Source organism: Cupriavidus sp. P-10 (assembly GCF_003402535.2).
Lineage (GTDB): Bacteria > Pseudomonadota > Gammaproteobacteria > Burkholderiales > Burkholderiaceae > Cupriavidus.
Map to the genome: position 1 here is coordinate 2587550 of NZ_AP025170.1, position 20035 is coordinate 2607584.

At 66.2% G+C, this 20035-nt stretch carries 17 protein-coding genes and 1 tRNA gene; 6 read left to right on the forward strand and 12 right to left on the reverse strand.

Annotation, left to right across the window (positions count from 1 at the left end; translation table 11 throughout):
- The first annotated feature begins 27 nt into the window (after positions 1-27).
- Positions 28-225, forward strand: a complete 198-nt coding sequence (locus CTP10_RS11935; protein WP_147316222.1) for a hypothetical protein — start codon at positions 28-30, stop codon at positions 223-225.
- Positions 226-392: 167 nt separating this feature from the next.
- On the opposite strand, the gene CTP10_RS11940 is transcribed toward CTP10_RS11935, so the two are convergent.
- From CTP10_RS11940 to rpoD, 4 genes are all read right to left on the reverse strand, one after another.
- Positions 393-2027: an acyl CoA:acetate/3-ketoacid CoA transferase gene (locus CTP10_RS11940; RefSeq protein ID WP_116320874.1), complete on the reverse strand. Its 1635-nt coding sequence runs from the start codon at positions 2025-2027 to the stop codon at positions 393-395.
- Positions 2028-2674: 647 nt separating this feature from the next.
- A complete protein-coding gene (locus CTP10_RS11945) occupies positions 2675-3028 on the reverse strand; it encodes a DUF1428 domain-containing protein (RefSeq protein ID WP_116320873.1) in 354 nt (117 codons plus the stop codon).
- A 217-nt stretch (positions 3029-3245) separates the two neighbouring features.
- Positions 3246-3324, reverse strand: a tRNA-Ile gene (locus tag CTP10_RS11950).
- A 10-nt stretch (positions 3325-3334) separates the two neighbouring features.
- Positions 3335-5605 carry an RNA polymerase sigma factor RpoD gene (rpoD, locus tag CTP10_RS11955; protein ID WP_199414625.1) on the reverse strand — a complete coding sequence of 757 codons (2271 nt, stop codon included), beginning with the start codon at positions 5603-5605 and terminating at the stop codon, positions 3335-3337.
- A gap of 19 nt (positions 5606-5624) precedes the next feature.
- On the opposite strand from rpoD, the gene CTP10_RS11960 reads away from it, so the two are divergent.
- Complete coding sequence (locus tag CTP10_RS11960) at positions 5625-5981, forward strand: hypothetical protein (RefSeq protein ID WP_063241761.1); 357 nt, start codon at positions 5625-5627, stop codon at positions 5979-5981.
- Positions 5982-6073: 92 nt separating this feature from the next.
- Here CTP10_RS11960 and dnaG read toward each other — a convergent pair whose 3' ends face one another.
- The 3 genes from dnaG to CTP10_RS11975 form a co-directional block, all read right to left on the reverse strand.
- Positions 6074-7894, reverse strand: coding sequence for a DNA primase (dnaG, locus tag CTP10_RS11965; RefSeq protein WP_116320871.1), 1821 nt, complete (start codon positions 7892-7894; stop codon positions 6074-6076).
- A 200-nt stretch (positions 7895-8094) separates the two neighbouring features.
- Positions 8095-8544: a GatB/YqeY domain-containing protein gene (locus CTP10_RS11970; protein WP_116320870.1), complete on the reverse strand. Its 450-nt coding sequence runs from the start codon at positions 8542-8544 to the stop codon at positions 8095-8097.
- Between the two features lie 253 nt (positions 8545-8797).
- Complete coding sequence (locus CTP10_RS11975; protein ID WP_116320869.1) at positions 8798-10057, reverse strand: NAD(P)/FAD-dependent oxidoreductase; 1260 nt, start codon at positions 10055-10057, stop codon at positions 8798-8800.
- 157 nt (positions 10058-10214) lie between these two features.
- Between CTP10_RS11975 and tsaD the strand changes: the two genes are divergently transcribed.
- On the forward strand, positions 10215-11249 hold the full coding sequence (gene tsaD, locus CTP10_RS11980; RefSeq protein ID WP_116320924.1) for a tRNA (adenosine(37)-N6)-threonylcarbamoyltransferase complex transferase subunit TsaD: 1035 nt from the start codon (positions 10215-10217) through the stop codon (positions 11247-11249).
- A gap of 77 nt (positions 11250-11326) precedes the next feature.
- On the opposite strand, the gene folE2 is transcribed toward tsaD, so the two are convergent.
- From folE2 to CTP10_RS12000, 4 genes are all read right to left on the reverse strand, one after another.
- Positions 11327-12130, reverse strand: coding sequence for a GTP cyclohydrolase FolE2 (folE2, locus tag CTP10_RS11985; protein ID WP_116320868.1), 804 nt, complete (start codon positions 12128-12130; stop codon positions 11327-11329).
- A 255-nt stretch (positions 12131-12385) separates the two neighbouring features.
- On the reverse strand, positions 12386-14302 hold the full coding sequence (dxs, locus tag CTP10_RS11990) for a 1-deoxy-D-xylulose-5-phosphate synthase (RefSeq protein ID WP_116320867.1): 1917 nt from the start codon (positions 14300-14302) through the stop codon (positions 12386-12388).
- A gap of 43 nt (positions 14303-14345) precedes the next feature.
- Complete coding sequence (locus CTP10_RS11995; protein ID WP_116320866.1) at positions 14346-15230, reverse strand: polyprenyl synthetase family protein; 885 nt, start codon at positions 15228-15230, stop codon at positions 14346-14348.
- The gene (locus CTP10_RS12000; protein ID WP_116320865.1) at positions 15227-15529 is read right to left on the reverse strand and encodes an exodeoxyribonuclease VII small subunit; all 303 of its coding nucleotides are present in this window, start codon (positions 15527-15529) and stop codon (positions 15227-15229) included. Before CTP10_RS12000 ends, CTP10_RS11995 begins: the two co-directional genes overlap by 4 nt.
- Positions 15530-15920: 391 nt before the next feature.
- On the opposite strand from CTP10_RS12000, the gene CTP10_RS12005 reads away from it, so the two are divergent.
- From CTP10_RS12005 to CTP10_RS12015, 3 genes are all read left to right on the forward strand, one after another.
- A complete protein-coding gene (locus tag CTP10_RS12005; protein WP_116320864.1) occupies positions 15921-17024 on the forward strand; it encodes an aromatic ring-hydroxylating oxygenase subunit alpha in 1104 nt (367 codons plus the stop codon).
- A gap of 193 nt (positions 17025-17217) precedes the next feature.
- A complete protein-coding gene (locus CTP10_RS12010) occupies positions 17218-18141 on the forward strand; it encodes a DMT family transporter (RefSeq protein WP_116320863.1) in 924 nt (307 codons plus the stop codon).
- Between the two features lie 53 nt (positions 18142-18194).
- Positions 18195-19052, forward strand: a complete 858-nt coding sequence (locus CTP10_RS12015) for a sulfurtransferase (protein ID WP_116320862.1) — start codon at positions 18195-18197, stop codon at positions 19050-19052.
- Between the two features lie 13 nt (positions 19053-19065).
- Here the strand turns inward: CTP10_RS12015 and CTP10_RS12020 are convergent, their stop codons facing one another.
- Entirely contained in the window at positions 19066-19878 is an 813-nt protein-coding gene (locus CTP10_RS12020) for a ZIP family metal transporter (RefSeq protein WP_233528196.1), read from the reverse strand.
- Between the last annotated feature and the right edge of the window lie 157 nt (positions 19879-20035).

Here is a 20035-nt window from a genome sequence, read left to right on the forward strand (position 1 = left end):
TCGGCGATGGATGATGCCGGCGGCGCCATGGACAAGGCCAGCCCCGACCGGCCACGCGGACGCCACCCTCCGACCACCGAGACCATTATGGACTTCGAGCAATTCCGCCAGACCTGCCAGCAGTTCCTGCGCACTTCGAGCCAGTTTCTGGGCCTGGCTGCCGCGCTGCCCGTGCCGGCACTGCCGATTGGCCAGCCGGCCCAGCCTGTGCAGCAGCCGGCCTGATTGAGCTTTCCAGCGAACGGCCGCGCAGCGGCACCAGGTGATTCAATCGACGCGCATGCCGTGATCCTGGATCACCGCCCCCGTTTCCTGTAGTCCGCGCTCATGCGGAATTACAGGCAAGTACAAGCGCATTACAGGCGCATCTATAGGCGCAACTGCAAGCGCAACTACAGCCGCATGGTGCCGGCCAGGAACAGCCGCGCATCCATCTGGCGCAGGTCCGGCGCCACTGCCACCGGCGTGGCGCACTGGTCGAGCACGTCGCGTTGCAGGTCAACGCCGGGCGCGATTTCGACCAGCGTGAGGCGCGGCTCGCCGTCATCGCCCGCGCGCATCTCGAACACCGCGCGCTCGGTGATGTACAGCACCGCGATGCCCAGCGATGCCACGTACGGGCCGTTGAAGCTCAGGTGCGAGACCGCCGGCACGATCTTCCTGACGCGGCCTTCGCGCACGATCTGCAGCTGGCCATCGCAGGCGCGGACTTCCAGCCCGCCCGCCGTAAGCGTGCCCATGAAGACCACGGCACGCGCGCTCTGCGTGATGTTGATAAAGCCGCCCACGCCCGCGATCAGAGCGCCCTCGCCTTCACCGAACTTGCTGACATTGACGTTGCCGTGGCCATCGAGCTCGGCCAGCCCGAGGATGGCCAGGTCGATGCCGCCGCCCTCGTAGAAGTCGAACTGCGCCGGCTGGTCGACCACCGCTTCCGGATAGGCCGAGGCGCCGAAGCTGAGCCCGTCGGCAGGCGTGCCGCCGATCGGGCCTGCCTCCACCGTGAGCGTAAAGCCACCCAGCCCGGCCTCGTGCGCCAGCGCGCCGACCGCCGCCGGCATGCCGACGCCGAGGTTGACCACGCGCGGCGCGCGCCGGGCCAGCTCCATCGCCGCACGACGCTGGACGATGGTGCGCGCGTCGAGCGCCCCGCCGACGGCCGGCACCAAAGCCGCTTCCACGGCGGCAGCGGCGGCCTCGCCCTGCCACGGCGTGACGTAGGCCGGATTGAAGGCCTCGGCAAACGTCATCTGGTGGTTGGCGGGGTTGTCGCAGACCACCACGTAATCCACCAGGATGCCGGGCACGTGGATGGCGTGCAGGTTCTCGTGATGATCGACCAGGCTTTCCACCTGCGCGATCACGATGCCGCCCGAGTTGTGCGCGGCCTGCGCCATCGCCAGCAACTCGTGGTGGAAGGCTTCCCGGTGCGTGCTCAGGTTGCCGCGCGCATCGGCCGCGGTGCAGCGGATCAGCGCGCAATGGATCGGGAAGCTGGGATAGAACAGGTATTCGTCGCCGCGGAAGTCAACCGCCTCGACCCAGCACGCCTTGCCCTCGGCCAGCGCCTGGCGCGCGCGCTCGTTGACCGCGCCGCCGTGGTAGCGCGGGTCCTGGCCGGTGCGCGGATCGACAAACGTGTGCAGGCCGATCTTGGTCATCACACCGGGCTTGCCGCCGGCGATGGCGCGATACAGGTGCGTCAGCACGCCCTGCGGCAGGTTGTAGCCCTGGCATTGCTCCGCCATTGCCAGCGTCGCCAGCCGCGTGGCCGAGCGCCAGTGGCCGCCGACGATGCTGGCGGTCATGCCGGCATTGCCGAAGTGGTTCACGCCGCGCGCGCCGCGGTCGCCCTGCCCGGCCGAATACACCAGCGTCAGGTCGCGCGGCAGGCCGCTTTGCAGGAAGCGCTGCTCCAGCGCCTCGGTCACGGCCTCGGCATGGCCGGCGCCGACAAACCCCGCGCTGGCCACGGTCCAGCCATCCCGCACCAGGGCGGCTGCTTCGCGTGCGGTGATCACCTTCATCGCTGTCTCCGGTTCTTGTCTCGCCTCCTCATCGGGGGCGGCTTGTGCCTGCATGGAATCGCGAACGCCAGCCGCTTCGCAATGGAAAAAGCCCCGCGTGCCGGGGAGGGCAGCGGGGCTTAAGTGGTAGCGGGGCAACCTTCCGATTACCCACGCAGTGATCTTGGCTGATCGCGCCGCGGCCCACATCACCCAAATGCGGGTTTTTGAGCGGCCGGCAACCTAGCGCCGGCGGCGGCGCGCCTGACGCTGCCTGTAAAGCCTGTCAATCATCACTCGCGCCTTCCGGCCCTGGAATCGGGGTTTTCTCCGAGCGGGTTTCCGCCAGCTTCCCGTCCCGCCGCGCATGCGGTCTACTGGTATCACATTGACAGGGCAAAGCCAACGCGGCGTAACGCCGCAGTCGATGGAGCACCAAGACGATTCCAATAACCGGGAGACAGACCATGGTGACGAAAAAAGAAGACGCATTCGTACTGAAGAACCTTCTTGCCCTCGCAGCAGTGGAAACCGTTGGCGGCGCGATCGCCCTCAGCATGGTCTTCCACCTAATCTGATCTGAATTTGCCCGGGCACCGCGCCGCCACGCCGGCGCGGTGTTTGCTGGCCCTGCGTTAATCGGCGCCCTTCGGCGCCCTCCCGGCGCCCTAGGCGTCGACAATCACCTCGAAGCCGCCGTAGATCATCCGCTGGCCATCGAACGGCATCGGGTCCATCCCTTCCTTCAGGCGCGGGTCTTCCATTGCTGCCTTCATGCCGGTGTCGCGTTTTTCACGCGACGGCCACAAGATCCAGGAAAACACCACCGCTTCGTCATCCTTGCGCTTGACCGCCATGGTGAAGGACGTAACCTTTCCTTCCGGCACGTCATCGCCCCAGCATTCCACCACCTTCAGCGCGCCGTGCTCCTTGAATACCGCAGCGGCTTTCTGCGCCACCTGGCGATAGGTTTCGCGATTGGCCTGCGGCACGGCCAGCAAGAATCCGTCGATATAAGGCATGGATCTGACTCCTCGTCGGGTTGAACGGTTGCGAACGGCAGCGAACAAGTCGCCTCCGAATACCTTAGTCCATCGTTAGGCGGGCCGAGGTTCCCCCAGGGATCGCGCCGTTCACCTCGACGAGCGGTGCGCTGCCGCCGGAAACGCTCGCGGCAAAGCAAACGCAACAACGCAAAAGGGGTTACGGCATTCACCGTAACCCCTTTTTTGACAGCATTGGTGGGCCTCCCGTGAGTCGAACACGGCACCAACGGATTATGAGTCCGCTGCTCTAACCAGGCATGAGCTAGAGGCCCTTGGAAGCGTTTAGTTGCCTTCCAGGAAACTCTTCAGCTTGTCCGAGCGGCTCGGGTGGCGCAGCTTGCGCAGTGCCTTGGCCTCGATCTGGCGGATCCGTTCACGCGTGACGTCGAACTGCTTGCCGACCTCTTCCAGCGTGTGGTCGGTGCTCATTTCGATGCCGAAGCGCATGCGCAGCACCTTGGCTTCACGCGGCGTCAGCGAGTCCAGCACGTCCTTGACGACGTCGCGCATGGAGCCGTGCAGCGCCGCTTCGGCCGGGGCCAGCGTGTTGGTGTCCTCGATGAAGTCGCCCAGATGGGAGTCGTCGTCGTCACCGATCGGCGTTTCCATGGAGATCGGTTCCTTGGCGATCTTCATGATCTTGCGGATCTTGTCTTCCGGCATCTCCATCTTCTCGGCCAGCGTTGCCGGATCCGGCTCATTACCGGTTTCCTGCAGGATCTGGCGCGAGATGCGGTTCATCTTGTTGATCGTCTCGATCATGTGCACCGGAATACGGATGGTGCGTGCCTGGTCGGCGATCGAGCGCGTGATGGCCTGGCGGATCCACCACGTGGCGTACGTCGAGAACTTGTAGCCGCGGCGGTATTCGAACTTGTCCACCGCCTTCATCAGGCCGATGTTGCCTTCCTGGATCAGGTCGAGGAACTGCAGGCCGCGGTTGGTGTACTTCTTGGCGATCGAGATCACCAGGCGCAGGTTGGCCTCGGTCATCTCGCGCTTGGCTTCGCGGGCACGACGCTCGCCTTCGGCCATCTTGCGGTTGACGCCCTTCAGTTCCTTCAGCGGCAGCACCACGCGCGACTGCAGGTCGATCAGCTTCTGCTGCAGCTCATGTACGGCCGGTACGTTGCGCTCGACGATGCCGCTGTAGGCCTTGCCGTCGGCCACCACGGTGCTGATCCACTCGAGGTTGGTCTCGTTACCCGGGAAGCGGGCGACGAATTCAGAGCGCGGCATGCCGCACTTGTCGACCACGATATTCAGGATCGAGCGCTCGAGCTTGCGCACTTCATCCACCTGGCCGCGCAGCGTGTCGCACAGGCGCTCGACATTGCGGGCGGTGAAGCGGATGCTCATCAGCTCGGCCTGGATGGCTTCCTGTGCCTTGACGTAAGGCTTGGACTTGTAGCCCTCCTTCTCGAAGGCACGGCGCATCTTGTCGAACTGCTCGGCGATCACGCGGAATTTTTCCAGCGCGTTCTGCTTCAGCTCTTCCAGCTGGCGCGCGGAAGCACCGGCGCCGGCATCGCCTTCGTCGTCTTCTTCCTCGTCGGCTTCCTCGTCGTCGTCGGACTCGATGTCCTCGTCGTCGGACGCTGCAGCCGGTGCCGAGGGCGCTTCCGGTGCTTCGTCGGCGTTCGGATCGATCAGGCCGTCGACGAACTCGTCGATCTTGATCTCGTCGTTGGCCACGCGCTCGGCATGGGCCAGGATCTCGGAAATGGTGACCGGGCACGCCGAGATCGCCATCACCATGTCCTTCAGGCCGGCTTCGATGCGCTTGGCAATCTCGATCTCGCCTTCGCGGGTCAGCAGCTCGACCGTGCCCATTTCGCGCATGTACATGCGCACCGGGTCGGTGGTGCGGCCGAACTCGGAGTCCACCGTGGACAGGGCCGCCTCGGCCTCTTCCTCGGCTTCTTCCTCGCTGGTGGCCGAGGGCGCGTTGTCGTTGAGCAGCAGCGTCTCGGCATCCGGCGCCTGTTCGTAGACAGCGATGCCGATGTCGTTCAGCGTGGCGACCAGCGTGTCGATCGTTTCCGAATCGACCATGTCGTCCGGCAGGTGATCGTTGATTTCCGCATAGGTCAGGTAGCCGCGCGACTTGCCGAGCTTGATCAGCGCCTTGAGCTTCTGGCGACGCAGCTCGAGCTCCTCTTCGGTCCCCTGCTGGGTCGAGGCGAACTCCTTGAGCAGGGCCTTTTCCTTGGCCTTGCGGTCCTTGGCTTTCTGCTTTTCGGTCTTCGGCGCGGCTGCGGGCGTCGCGGCGCGCTCGTTCTCGTAAAACTCTTCAGTCACGTCGTCTGTTGTGCTGTCGTCGTGCTGCATCTCGGCCTTGGGCTTGCGGCCGCGCTTTTTCGGCTCCGGCTTGATTGCCGGGGCAGCGGGACGCTCGGATGCAACGGATGCAGGGGTCGCGGTGCGTGCCTTGGATGCCGTTGCGGTGCTGTCCGCCTTGGCGGCTCCGCTCTTGGCGCCGGCTGCTGCCGCTCGCTTGCTCTCGACTTCGGTATTCTGCTGTTTCGCCACGGTGATACTCTTGCCTTTCACTGGTGCAGACACGGCAACCTTGCCGCTCGTACTGGCGCCCTCGCGTGCCGAAGTCGAGGCCTGTGTTTCTTTGGATGTGCGAGTCCTGGCAGGAGTCGTCACGGCGGGCGCTTGCGCGCTACGCACTGACTTGGATGGCGCAGACCGGGCTGGTGTCTTGACTGGCGCGGTCGATGTCTTCGCCGCCGTCGTTTTCGCAGACGCCTTGCCGCTCCCTGATTGGGGAGCCTTCGTTGTAACCTTTTCGGTTGCTTTGGCCTTTGCCATTGGCACGCTCACTTTCACCAGAACTGGGAAGAAAGATTTCGCAATCCAAACCGGCTATTGTAGCACGCCACGGATAGCCGGCTTCCTGTCAGGTGAGGTTTTCACCTGAAAAATCAAGGCTTAAGCTCGGCGATGCCGGCCTAGACCTCCATCCAACGCCTGATACTGCCTCCCGGTTGATAGCCGTTGCGCCGCGACGCCTCAGCCAAGTTGACGCCGCCGGTGGATCTCCCCCACCAGCCAGCGCATGCGTTGCTTGGCCGCCTCATCCGCGGTCCCTGCCACCACTTCGGCCTGCAGCATGTCGAGTTCACGCCGCAACGGTTCGGCCAGCAGCTTGGTGATGGCGGCATCGAACTCGTGTGTGGCAGGCTCCTCTTCAATCTCTTCCTTCAGCACGGCGGTGCGCGCGCCCGCATATACCTCGGCATAGGGCGACTGGGCCAGCTGCTCGCTGAATGCCGCGAAATTCACCTCGCCCTGCAGGCCGTCGCACGCCGACACCAGGTGAGAAAGCACTTCGCTCTCCCCGCCCATGCCGCCCTCGCCGTCCAGCAGCAAGGCACGCGCATCGTCGTCGAGCCGCGCCGACAGCGCCGGGTAGCACATCAGCAGCTGGATCACGCGCTGCTCCAGGCCCGTCGGCGCCTGCCGCCGCGCGCGCGGGCGCGGTTTCTCGAAACGGCCCACACGGGCCGGGTCGCTGCGCAGGCCGCAGATGGCTTCGATCTCGGCAGGTGTCGTACCCGTGGCATCGGCAAGTTCGCGCACGATCTGTAGCCGCAGGCCGCCGGCGGGCATCGCCTGCAGCAGCGGCTTGGCCTCGTACTGGGCGCGCGCGCGGCCCTCGGGCTGGCGCAGGTCCAGTTCCTCGGTCACCGATTGCAGCAGGAAGCGCGACAGCGGCATGGCATTGCGCACCTGGGTGGCAAAGGCCTCGGTCCCTTCTTCGCGCACATAGCTGTCGGGGTCGTGCTCGGCCGGCAGGAACAGGAAGCGAATGGTCTTGTTGTCGGCCACGTGGGGCAGGCAGGCTTCGAGTGCCCGCCGCGCCGCGCGGCGGCCGGCGGCATCGCCGTCGAATGAGAACACCACCGCGTCGGTCTGGCGCAGCAATTTCTGCACGTGCACGGGCGTGCACGCCGTGCCAAGGGTAGCGACGGCATTGGCAAAACCGAGCTGGGCCAGTGCCACGACATCCATATACCCTTCGACCACCAATACGTAGCCGGTTTCCCGGATCGCATGGCGCGCCTCGAACAGGCCGTACAGTTCGGTGCCCTTGCTGAACAACGGGGTTTCGGGCGAGTTCAGGTACTTTGGCTCGCCCTGCCCCATCACGCGGCCGCCGAAGCCGATCACGGCCCCCTTGGTGTTGCGGATGGGGAACATGATGCGGTCGCGGAAGCGGTCGTAGCGCCGCGGCTTGCCGTCGGGGTCGCGCTTGTCGCTTTCGATCAGCAGGCCGGCCTCGACCAGCGGCGCGGCGATATTGTCGTCGCGATAGCTGCCGAACACCGTTTCCAGCCCTTGCCAGTCATCGGGCGCATAGCCCAGGCCGAACTGCGCGGCGATCTCGCCGGTCAGCCCACGCCCCTTCAGGTACTGGATCGCCTGCGGCGCGGTGCGCAGCTGCCGGCGGTAGAAGTCGGTCGCGCGGCTCATGACGTCGGACAGCGCCACCGAGCGGGCCTGCTGTTCGGCGCGCTGACCAGGCGGCAGGCGATCGCGCTCTTCCGGCACGGTCATGCCGACCGACTGGGCCAGTTCGCGCACCGCCTCCGGGTAGGACTGGCCGGAGTACTCCATCAGGAAACCGATGGCCGAGCCATGCGCGCCGCATCCGAAGCAGTGGTAGAACTGCTTGGTCGGCGAGACCGTGAAAGACGGCGATTTCTCGTTATGGAAGGGGCACAGCCCCATGAAATTCGCGCCGCCCTTCTTCAGCTGCACATACTTGCCCACCACATCGACAATGTCGACACGGTTGAGCAGGTCCTGAATAAAGGATTGCGGAATCACCCGACTGACCGTCCTGAGGCTTGGCCGTCCCGCGACGGGAGGCAATTTCTAGGAATGCGTGACCGGTGCGACGCCCGGTTGCTATCGGAATATTGTAGTGCAGCGCGCTCAGCCCGCCCGCGATGTTATCAACTCCGTGCATTTACGCCGAATCCCAGCGATCCGGCATGCATCACACCAATATCTGATTAAATCAGCACTTACTTCGGAGCCAACGCCGCCTTGACGAGCGCCGACACGGCAGTCATGTCCGCACGGCCGGCGAGCTTGCCCTTGAGCACGCCCATGACCTTGCCCATGTCCTGCGGGCCGGCGGCACCGGTGGCGGCCACTGCTTGCTGGACCTCGGCGGCGACTTCGGCCTCGGACAGCGCGGCAGGCATATAGATCTTCAGCACCTCGACTTCGGCCAGTTCCTTGTCGGCCAGGTCATTGCGGCCGGCCTGCTGGAACTGGGAGATCGAGTCCTTGCGTTGCTTGATCAGCTTCTCGACCACGGCCAGCACGGCGGTATCGTCAAGCTCCGTGCGCTCGTCGACCTCGCGTTGCTTGATCGCGGCCAGCAGCAGGCGGATGGTGCCGAGGCGCTCCGCTTCGCGGGCGCGCATGGCGTTCTTCATGTCTTCGCTGATACGGGCTTTGAGGGACATCGTGATCTTCCAGAAAGTGGGCGGACACTCACAGGTGGCGGCGGGAGCCGCTCGCTGCAAGGCCCATAACGCAAAAACCCGCCGAAGCGTGCGCCACAGCGGGTTGGTGCAAGCGCAAGGCCCGGTCAGTACAGCTTCGATTTTCGGGATAGCGGCTTTACGAAGCTCTGGATTGTAGCACCAAGCCCGGAGCCCGGAAGTGGCGCGCAGCGTACACTTGGAAAACGACGCCCTGGCTCAAACAGACCGGCTCTCAGGCCACTGACTGCCCCGCGGCGGCGCTGCGGCTGGCCTCCGCTACCGCCTTGCCCGCCGCAACGGCAGACGCCCAGGCCCATTGGAAGTTGTAGCCGCCCAGCCAGCCGGTGACATCGACCACTTCGCCAATGAAGTAGAGCCCCGGCACCTCGCGCGCCATCATCGTCGCAGAGGACAGCGCGCGCGTATCGACGCCGCCGATCGTCACCTCGGCCTTGCGATAGCCTTCGGTGCCCGACGGCACGATGCGCCAGTCGTTGAGCGATGCGCCAAGCTTGCGCAGCGCCTTGTCCGTGACATCGTGCAGCGGCATGGTGGCATCGACGCCGGCGGCCGCGCACCACGCGTCGGCCAGCCGCGACGGCAACCGCTGCGCCAGCAGGTTGCCGAGGTGCTTGCGGCTGCCGCCCTTCTGCTCCAGCAGCCAGTCCGCCGCGTCTTCGCCGTCGAACAGGTCGATGGCGATCGGCGTGCCGGGCTTCCAGTAGCTTGAAATCTGCAGCACCGCCGGGCCGGACAGCCCACGGTGGGTCCACAGCAGGTCTTCGCGGAACGCGCCGGCCGTCTTGCCATTGCCGGTGGCGATGTCCACTTCCAGCGACACGCCGGCCAGCGGTGCGAACGGGGCCCAGTCCTTGCCGTCGAAGGTCAGCGGCACCAGCGCCGGCCGGGTTTCAACGATGCCCAGCCCGAACTGGCGCGCGATGCGGTAGCCGAAGTCGGTGGCGCCGATCTTGGGGATCGACAGCCCCCCGGTGGCGACCACCAGCGCGCCAGCGCGCACCGTGCCGGTGGAGGTCAATAACAGGAAGTCATCGCCCTCGCGGCGGATTTCCGTCACCGAGCAGCCCGCCTGCCAGCGTACGCGGCCTGTGTCGCATTCGGCGCGCAGCATGGCGATCACGTCTTCGGCGCTGTCGTTGCAGAACAGCTGGCCGCGATGTTTTTCATGCCAGGCGATGCCGTGGCGGCGCATCAGGTCGAGGAAGTCCGGTGGCGTGTAGCGGGCCAGTGCCGAACGGCAGAAATGAGGATTGGACGACAGGTAGTTGGCCGGACCCGCCTGCAGGTTGGTGAAGTTGCAGCGGCCACCGCCGGAGATGCGGATTTTCTCGGCCAGTTTGGTGGCGTGATCGACCAGCACCACGCTGGCGCCGTTCTGGCCGGCGACGGCGGCGCACATCATGCCGGCCGCGCCCGCGCCCAGCACGGCCACGTCATACCGGCCCGTCCGGGTTCCCGTCGCCCCGCTCATTGCTTGCCTCGCCAATCCATCTGTTGCCACCGCTCAAGAAAGGGCAGATTGTAGCGAAAAGCACGCGCCGCGCCGGTGTGCTACCCTGCGCGCTTCCTGCAACCTGTTGTTTCAACGGCCGTTTCGCCCCGTTGCGGCGGCCTTCAGCTTCTTCCTCATGCTTGTCCTCGGCATCGAATCTTCCTGCGACGAAACCGGGCTGGCCCTCTATGACACCGAGGCCGGCCTGCTGGCGCATGCACTGCATTCGCAGATCTCCATGCACCGCGACTATGGTGGCGTGGTCCCCGAACTCGCCTCGCGCGACCATATCCGCCGTGTGCTGCCGTTGCTCGAACAGGTGCTGGCCGACGCCGGCCGCACCCGCAAGGACATCGACGCCATCGCCTTTACCCAGGGACCGGGCCTTGCCGGCGCGCTGCTGGTCGGCGCCTCGGTGGCCAATGCGCTGGGCTTCGCGCTGAATGTGCCGATGCTCGGCGTCCACCACCTGGAGGGCCACCTGCTGTCGCCGCTGCTGACGCGCGAGCCGCCGCCGTTCCCGTTCGTGGCGCTGCTGGTGTCGGGCGGGCATACCCAGCTGATGGATGTGCGCGGCGTTGGCGACTACACGCTGCTGGGCGAGACCCTGGACGACGCCGCGGGCGAGGCCTTCGACAAGACCGCCAAGCTGCTCGGCCTGGGTTATCCAGGCGGGCCGGAAGTGTCGCGGCTGGCCGAGTTCGGCACGCCGGGCGCGTTCGCGCTGCCACGGCCGATGCTGCATTCAGGCAACCTCGATTTTTCCTTCGCGGGGCTGAAGACCGCGGTGCTGACGCAAACCCGCAAGCTGTCCAATACCTGCGAGCAGGATCGGGCCAACCTGGCTCGGGCCTTTGTCGATGCGATCGTCGATGTGCTGGCGGCCAAGTCGTTCGCGGCGCTGAAGCAGACCGGCCACAAGCGGCTGGTGGTGGCGGGCGGCGTCGGTGCCAACCGCCAGTTGCGCGAGCGGCTGGACCAGCTCGGCAGGCAACGCAGGATCGACGTCTATTACCCGGACCTGGCGTTCTGCACCGATAACGGCGCGATGATTGCGTTTGCCGGCGCGATGCGCTTGCAGGCCGCGCCGGAACTGGCCCGGCGCGAGTATGGCTATGGCGTGACGCCGAGGTGGGACCTGGCGGATATCCGGCTGCCGTCCGCGGCCTGACAGTTTTCTCGCCAAAGAAAAAGCCACCGCATGCGGTGGCTTTTTCGTATCAGCGACGGTTTCCGCAACCGAGGGGATCAGTTCACCCGCTTGTCCCGCTCGATCACCGCATACGCGCTGTGGTTGTGGATCGACTCGAAGTTCTCCGCCTCCAGCACATAGGCCGCGATGCGGTCATCCGCATTCAGCCGCATCGCGATGTCGCGCACCAGGTCTTCGACGAACTTGGGGTTCTCGTACGCACGCTCGGTGACAAACTTCTCGTCGGGACGCTTGAGCAGCCCCCACAGTTCGCACGACGCCTCTTCCTCGGCCATGCGCACCAGCGCTTCCACCGGCAGCTCGTCGGCCAGCTCCACGTCCATCGTGATGTGCGAGCGCTGGTTATGCGCGCCGTACTGCGAGATCTTCTTCGAGCACGGGCACAGGCTGGTCACCGGCACCATCGCCTTCAGGAACACGCGCGTCCGGCCGTTGCGCACTTCTCCGGTCAGCGTGACTTCGTAGTCCAGCAGCGACTGCACGCCGGACACCGGCGCGATCTTGCTGATGAAATACGGGAAGGTGACCTCGATGCGGCCCGCCTCGGCTTCCAGCTTTTCGAGCATCTTGTCGAGCAGCAGGCGGAAGCTGGCCAGCTCCAGCGGCGCGCGCTCTTCTTCCAGCAGCGCCACGAAACGCGACATATGCGTACCCTTCTGGTCCGCCGGCAGGTGCACGTCGAGGTTAAACGTGCCCACGCTCGGCACGATGCCGGTCGGGGTCTTCAGGGTCACGGGATATCGCACGCCCTTGACACCGACGCGCTGGATGGGGATCTGGCGGGTGTCGACGCTCGACTGGACGTCGGGCATCACGAAGGCGGGATTGATGTCATTCATCTACGGTTTCCTCCAGGGCTGCGCCAGCGGTTGAGCGATTGGCACAGGTCCTTACGGTCGCGGCATTTTCGCAGTCCATCCAAGCCGCGCAACGAGTGTGAAACCACGGGACCCGGCACTGGGCGCGCCGACCCGCAGCTGCGAACACAAAAAAGGGGAGTTTAAGGGAATTCGGACGCACTCGTTGCCGAGGGCCGAATCCCCTTAGCCTGCGCGGGTGATCTCAGCCACCCGCCAGGAACACGCCGGCAGCGGTCAGGCCACGCGCGAAGCGACCGTAACCTTGGGCTGGTCCAGGCCAAAGCGCTCGCGCACCGAACGCTCGATGCCGGCCGCATCCAGCCCGCATTGCTGCAGCAGGTAGGCCGGGTCGCCATGGTCGACGAAGCGGTCGGGCAGGCCCAGCACCAGCACCGGGACATCGATGCCGGCTTCGGCCAGCGCTTCGAGCACCGCGCTGCCCGCGCCGCCCATCACGCTGCCCTCTTCCACCGTGACCAGAAAGTCGTTCTCGGCGGCCAGGCGCTTGACCAGCTCCACGTCGAGCGGCTTGACGAAGCGCATGTCGGCGACGGTCGCATCCAGCGCCTCGGCGGCGCCCAGGGCCGGATGCAGCATCGAGCCAAAGGCCAGGAAGCCGACACGCTGGCCGGCGCGCGCCGCGCCTTCGCGGCGCACCACGCCCTTGCCGACCGGCACGCTGGCCAGTTCGGCGGCGATCACCGCGCCCGGGCCGGAGCCGCGCGGATAGCGCACCGCGGTCGGGCAATCCTGGTGGAACGCCGTGGTCAGCAGCTGGCGGCACTCGTTCTCGTCCGACGGCGTCATCACCATCATGTTGGGGATGCAGCGCAGGTAGGCGATATCGTAGGCACCCGCGTGGGTGGCACCGTCGGCGCCGACCAGGCCGGCGCGGTCCAGCGCGAACACCACTGGCAGGTCCTGCAGCGCCACGTCGTGGATCAGCTGGTCATAGCCGCGTTGCAGGAAGGTCGAGTAGATCGCCACCACCGGCTTCAGGCCTTCGCAGGCCAGGCCGCCGGCGAAGGTCACCGCGTGCTGCTCGGCAATGCCGACATCGTAATAACGATCCGGGAAGCGCTTCTCGAACTCGACCATGCCTGAGCCCTCGCGCATCGCCGGGGTAATGCCAACCAGCCGCTTGTCGGCGGCAGCCATGTCGCACAGCCATTCGCCGAACACCTGGGTGTAGGTCTTGCGCGCCGGCTTGGCCGCCGGGCGGATGCCCTCGGCCGGGTTGAACTTGCCCGGGCCGTGGTACAGGATCGGGTCGGCCTCGGCCAGCTTGTAGCCCTGGCCCTTCTTGGTGACCACGTGCAGGAACTGCGGGCCGGCGCCTTCCAGCGCGCGCTCGCGGATGTTCTGCAGCGTCGGCACCAGCGAATTCAGGTCGTGGCCGTCGATCGGGCCGATGTAGTTGAAGCCGAATTCCTCGAACAGCGTCGCCGGCACCATCATGCCCTTGGCGTGTTCCTCGAAGCGCTTGGCGAATTCCAGCACCGGCGGCGCCACCGAAAGCACCTTCTCGATGCCTTTCTTGGTGGCCGCATAGAACTGGCCGCTCAAGAGCCGCGCCAGATGGCGGTTCAGCGCGCCCACCGGCGGCGAGATCGACATGTCGTTGTCGTTGAGCACCACCACCAGCGGCAGGTCCTTGTACACGCCGGCGTTGTTCAGCGCCTCGAAAGCCATGCCCGCGGTCATGGCGCCGTCGCCGATCACTGCCACCGAGACGCGCTTCTCACCCAGCGTGCGCGCGCCCAGTGCCATGCCCAGCGCGGCCGAGATCGAGGTCGACGAATGCGCGGTGCCGAAGGTGTCGTACTCACTCTCGCTACGGCGCGGGAAACCCGAAATACCGCCCCACTGGCGCAGCGTGCCCATGCGCTCGCGGCGCCCGGTCAGGATCTTGTGCGGGTAGCTCTGGTGGCCCACGTCCCACACCACCCGGTCATCAGGGGTGTTGAAGACGTAGTGCAGCGCGATGGTCAGCTCGACCGTGCCGAGGTTCGAAGACAGGTGGCCGCCGGTCTGCGAGACCGACTCCAGCACATAGGCGCGCAGTTCATCCGCCAGCGTCTGGAGCTCGCGCCGGTCGAGCTTGCGCAGGTCTGCGGGGGCGTCAATCTTCTTGAGGAGTGCGTAGGTCATGATTTCCGTTCGGCCGCCGGTTTCTTTCGTCCGGCTCGTCATTTCAGTGTGTGCGCAGCACAATCAGGTCCGCCAGGTCGGCCAGGCGGGCCGCGCGGCTGCCGAACCCGGCCAGCGCCGCATGCGCCTCGGTGCGCAGCGCCCCGGCAAGGTCCCGCGCCGCTGCCAGCCCCATCAGCGACACATAGGTCGGCTTGTCGTGCGCGGCGTCCTTGCCGGCGGTCTTGCCCAGCGTGGCGGTATCCGCGGTGACGTCCAGAATATCGTCAACCACCTGGAACGCCAATCCCACCGCCGCTGCATACTTGTCCAGCGCGGCCAGGCCGCTGCTGTCGATTTCCCCACACAGCGCGCCCATGCGCACGCTGGCACGCAGCAGCGCACCGGTCTTCATCCGGTGCATGGCCTCGAGCGCGTCGCGCGTCATGGCGCGGCCCACGTTCTGCAGGTCGATCGCCTGGCCACCGGCCATGCCGGTCGAGCCCGATGCCTGGGCCAGCTCTGCCACCAGCTTCAGCCGTGCCGCGGGCGTCACCGCTTCGGCGCCGGCCAGCACGAGGAAGGCCTGGGTCTGCAGCGCGTCACCCACCAGCAGCGCGGTGGCCTCGTCGTACGCCTTGTGCACGGTGGGCCGGCCGCGGCGCAGGTCGTCGTCGTCCATGCACGGCATGTCGTCGTGGACCAGCGAGTAGGCATGGATCATCTCCACCGCACAGGCCGCGGCGTCGCAGGCGGCGGGGTCGGCCCCGCTGACCTCGCCGGCGGCATGCACCAGCAGCGGCCGCACGCGCTTGCCACCGCTCAGTGCAGCATAGCGCATGGCTTCGTGCAGCGTATGGGGCACGGTGTTGGCATCGGGCAACGCCGCCTGCAGCGCGGCTTCGGTACGGGCGCCCTGCGCCTGCATCCATTGGGCGAAATCGGTCATGCCTCGTCCGCCCCCTGCGCACCATTGGCCCCGTTGCCTTCGCCGGCGAGCGGCTTCAGCACCTCGCCTTCCAGCACCCTGACCTGCTGCTCCACGCGCTCCAGCTTCTGCTGGCAGTAGCGCACCAGCTCGGCGCCGCGCCGGTAAGCCGCCAGCGAGGCCTCGAGCGGAAGTTCGCCGCTCTCCATGCTGGCCACCAGGGTCTCGAGTTCGGCCATCGCCGCTTCATAGGAAGCAGGAGGCGCGGAGGCCATGGTGGTGTCTTCGGTCTGGACCGCAGCGGTCGTCGTCTTTGGCATGTAGGGCCCTGAGAATATGGCGCCGGGGGAAAACCCGGATGGGGAAGCCCGGATTTTACGCCAAAGCCGGCGCTTGCCCCATCCTTGAGCATGCACGAGTGGACCGCAAAGGAGTGGCAAAGGAGTGCTGTCGGGGCATATGTGACTTGTGCGCTCGGGTCGTCTTTACGAATGCGCCCGGAACGGCACCCCGATGACGACCCGGGTCGACTTTTTCGCTAAAAAGGCAAAAAAATCAGGCCCTTAACTTTTTGGCTCGGGTACAATCCCCCGTTCGCCGCAGGGGTCCCGATGGAATGCTTCCAACCCCCGGCCGTGTTTCCCAAATCGATTCAATTTTCGATGGTTGGGTTGTTCACTGCTTTCACCTGTTCATCTGGGAGTGGGGATAATGTCCAATCTCAGCACCGCGCTTAAGTTGGCGCCGGCTGATACGCAATTGCCCGTCGGCGTCTACTTCGACGAAGCGCTGCACCAACAAGAACTGGAACTGCTGTTCAGGCAAGGTCCGGGCTACGTCGGCCACGAACTGATGGTTCCCGAGGTCGGCGACTACCACACGCTCAAGGCCGAGGACGAGGGCCGCATGCTGGTGCGCAATGCCGCCGGTGTCGAGCTGATGTCCAACGTGTGCCGCCACCGCCAGGCCATCATGCTCAATGGCCGCGGCAACAGGCAGAACATCGTCTGCCCCCTGCACCGCTGGACCTACGACCTCAAGGGCGAACTGCTCGGCGCGCCGCATTTCGACCAGCAACCCTGCCTGCACCTGAAGCGCTCCCCGCTGCAGAACTGGAACGGCCTGCTGTTCGACGGCAAGCGCGACGTTCGCGCCGACCTGGCCAGGCTCGGCGTGGCGCAGGACCTGAACTTCGACGGCTACATGCTCGACCACGTCGAGGTGCACGACTGTGACTACAACTGGAAGACCTTTATCGAGGTCTATCTGGAGGACTACCACGTCGTGCCGTTCCACCCGGGGCTCGGCAGCTTTGTCTCGTGCGACGACCTGAAGTGGGAGTTCGGCGAGTGGCACAGCGTGCAGACCGTGGGCCTGCATGCCGGCCTGAAGCGTCCCGGCAGCCCGACGTACCAGAAATGGCACGACGCGGTGCTGCGCTTCAACAACGGCGTGCTGCCCAAGCACGGCGCGATCTGGCTGACCTACTACCCCAACATCATGGTGGAGTGGTACCCGAACGTGCTGGTGATCTCGACGCTGCACCCGCTGGGCCCGCGCAAGACGCGCAATGTGGTGGAGTTCTACTACCCCGAGGAAATCGCGCTGTTCGAGCGCGAGTTCGTCGAGGCCGAGCGTGCCGCCTACATGGAAACCTGCATCGAGGACGACGAGATCGCCGAACGCATGGACGCGGGCCGCCTGGCGCTGATGAAACGTGGCACCAGCGAGGTCGGGCCGTACCAGTCGCCGATGGAAGATGGCATGCAGCACTTCCACGAGTGGTATCGCCGCGCCATGTCTTACTCTGGCTAATACGCCGGCCAGCGCGATAACCGCACGGCTCGCGCAAAGACGGACCGCCACGGCGGTCCGTTTTGCCTTGCGGCCCGATGTGCGCTGATAGAATCATTGCTCCGCAACGCCGGGCCACCGCGCCTTGCGCACGAGCACGACCCTCGCAACACCTTCCCCCCTTCCCACCCCCTTCCCATCTCCCGCCCCCGCCATGCAATCGCTCTGGATGCTGTTCGCCGCCTTCTCGTTCTCCTTGATGGGGGTAGGCGTCAAGCTGGCATCTGACCTGTACACCACGGGCGAGATCGTGTTCTACCGCGGCCTGATCAGCGTGCTCATCATGTGGGTGCTGCTGTCGTCGCGCGGCGTGCCGGTGCGCACGCCGTACATGCTGTCGCATATCAAGCGCAGCGTATTCGGCGTCACCGCGCTGATGCTGTGGTTCACCTCGATCACGCTGCTGCCGCTGGCCACGGCGATGACGCTGAACTACATGTCGCCGGTGTGGATTGCGTTGATCCTTGGTGCCAGCGCGGCCCTGGCCGGCACCGCCGGCAATGCCGACCGGCGCCTGGTCATGGCGATCCTGCTGTCGTTCGCCGGCGTGATCTGCCTGCTGCAGCCCTCGGTCGGCAAGGACCAGCTCACCGGCGGCCTGGTCGGCCTGATCTCCGGGGTCTTTACCGCGCTGGCCTATGTCGAGGTCCGCCAGCTCGGCCAGCTGGGCGAGCCCGAGGGCCGCATCGTGTTCTATTTCTCGCTGGTCGGCATGGTCGCCGGCCTGGTGTGGATGCTGTTCAGCGGGGTCAGCCCGCACACCTGGTATGGCGCGGGCCTGCTGCTGGCCATCGGCATCCTGGCCACGCTGGGCCAGACCGCGATGACCCGCGCGTACAAGCGCGGCAACACCCTGCTGACCGCCAACCTGCAGTATGCCGGCATCGTCTTTTCCAGTATCTGGGGCATGCTGATCTGGTCCGACAAGCTCAACTGGCTGTCGTGGCTGGGCATGGGGCTGATCATCGCCAGCGGTATCGCCACCACGCTGATGCGCGCCCGCCAGGGCACCGACGCCAAGCCGACGCCGGCCACGCCGGTCAAGTCGCCCGAGGCGGAAGTGCATCCAGAGGTGTAGCATCGGATAAGCTTTTCCCCCCCTCATACTTTTTGGCTCGCTACAGGATTCCCATGCAGAAACCGCTGATTTCCGTCACCGCACTGCAGGCGCTGCTGGCCGGCCCGGGCCGCTGCGTCGTGATCGATTGCAGCTTTGACCTGGCCAATCCGGCCGCGGGCCGCGAGGCCTACCACACCGGGCACCTGCCAGGCGCGTTCTACCTGCACCTGGACAACGAGCTGTCGGGGCCCAAGACCGGCTCCAACGGCCGCCACCCGCTGCCCGACGCCGACGACTTCGTCGCCCGGCTGCAGGCGCTGGGCGTGGAAGACGACACCCCGGTGGTGGCCTACGACGCGCAGGGCGGCATGTTCGCCGCGCGCCTGTGGTGGCTGCTGCGCTGGATCGGCCATGACGAGGTGGCCGTGCTCGACGGCGGCGCACAGGCCTGGGTCAAGGCCGGCCTGCCGCTGGAACATGATGCCGCTCCCGAGCCGGAATTCCCCGGCAAGGTCGCGCGCCGCAAGTCGCTGGTGCCGACAGTGGAAGCCGCCGCGCTGCTCGACAACCTGGACCGCGCCGCGCTGCTGGTGGTGGACGCACGCGCGCCCGACCGCTTCCGCGGCGAGAACGAAACGCTGGATCCGGTAGGAGGCCATATCCCGGGCGCGGCCAACCGCTTCTTCAAGGACAACCTCGACGCCGAGGGCCGTTTCAAGTCGCCGGAAACGCTGCGAGCGGAATTTGGCGCGGTGCTGGGCCAGCGTGCGCCGGCGCAGGCGGTGATGCAGTGCGGCTCGGGGGTCACGGCCTGCCACAACCTGCTGGCACTGGAAGCGGCCGGCCTGGGCGGCGCGGCGCTCTACCCGGGCTCGTGGAGCGAATGGTGCGCCGACCCGGCGCGACCGGTGGCGACGGGCGGCGCCTGACGCCAGCGCCCGCTCAGTGCGATGACGCCACCGGCGCGGCGCTGCCGTGCCCGTGGCCGTGCCGCTCGTGCACGCCGTTGGTGATAAAGACGATCGCCGAAATCCCCGCCGCCACCAGTACCACCTGGATCGCCGACTCGCGCCAGCGCGGCTTGCGCTGCATCTGCGGCATCAGGTCACTGACGGCGATATAGAGGAAGCTGCTGGCGGCGATCACCAGCACGTACGGGATCCAGCCGCTCATCTCGTCGAGCAGGAAGTACCCCACCAGGCCGCCGGCGAGGGCGGCCACGCTCGACAGCAGGTTGAAGGCAAAGGCGCGCGCCTTGGAGAACCCGGCGTTGAGCAGCACGATGAAGTCGCCCACTTCCTGCGGGATCTCGTGCGCGGCGATCGCCAGCGCGGTGACCACGCCGATGTGCGGGTCGGCCAGGAAGGCCGCCGCGATCACGATGCCGTCGGCAAAATTGTGGAAGGTATCGCCCACCAGGATGGTCAGCCCGCTGCGCCCCGCCTCCTCGCGGTCATGGCCGTGGTGGTGGTGGTGCCCGTCGCCCTCGTGGTGGTGCGAGTGGCGCAGCAGCGAGATCTTCTCCAGCAGGAAGAAGCCCAGCAGCCCCGCCAGCAGCGTGCCGAACAGCGCGCGAGGGTCGGCGCCGGACTCGAACGCCTCCGGCAGCGAATGCAGCAGCGCGGTGGCGAGCAGCACGCCCACCGAAAAGCTCACCATGCGCTCGACCACGCGGGACGCCACGGTCAGCGACAGCAGCGCCGCCCCGAAGATGCTGCCCACGCCCGAGATCGTGGCGGCGAGCAGGATGTACAAAAGCGTCGAATGGATGATGGGCTCCCAGGTGGCGACGCTGCCGGCCTTTCAGCCATCCCTTACGCGGGTCAAGCAGCTCCGCCGTTCCACCCGCATTGCGCCGGGCGGCTAACGCAACAATGTTGCAACAACTCAAAGGCCGCATTGTACGTATCCG